The sequence below is a fragment of the Vibrio sp. 378 genome (assembly GCF_033339435.1).
This window is the reverse complement of the sequence record NZ_JAWOUO010001003.1, coordinates 1-552: the sequence shown is the minus strand read 5'-3', so window position 1 is coordinate 552 and position 552 is coordinate 1. Positions and strand designations below refer to the sequence as shown.

At 46.9% G+C, this 552-nt stretch carries 1 protein-coding gene; it reads right to left on the bottom strand.

Features of this window, described 5'->3' with window-relative positions; genetic code table 11:
* On the bottom strand, positions 1-552 hold a 552-nt coding region (locus R7Q48_RS30040), incomplete at both ends, for a 2-dehydropantoate 2-reductase (RefSeq protein ID WP_318134053.1).

Below are 552 nucleotides of genomic sequence, written 5' to 3'. Positions count from 1 at the left end.
TCAGACGTTGCCCGCACCACTTGCATAATGGTCTCGAAAAGCACGTCGAACTGCGTCGCAATGTCTTCCTTATTCATCACTTCGACAAGTTCTTTCGTGATGTTTTTCAAGGTGTCTTGAAAATCACCGTGTGCAAGGTCGCCATTTTTACATTGATGCAATGCTGTAAGCGGGTTGATTGCACAGTTTATGGCGAGTTTGGTCCATAACGCGGCATTGATGTTTGGGTTCCAAACAACTTCTGGTAAAGCGTGCTGCATAACATCTTGCAAAAACTGGCAATGAGCGCCAGACGCATTAAAGCCGCCAACTTGAGTGATGCCTTGCCCCGTGTGCATTACGAGTTCTTTATTCGGCTTATAAGCACCATGGGTTGTGGTTGCGATAACGACGGGATTTCCGGATAGCATCTCTTCTACCTGCTCGGCCGTACCCATACCATTGTGCATAAGCATAACAATGGCATCGCGATGAATGTGCTCAATAAGAGGTTTGAGTGCAGTGATCACTTGCCACGCTTTCACCGTGACCAAAATCAAATCCGCTTGTTGT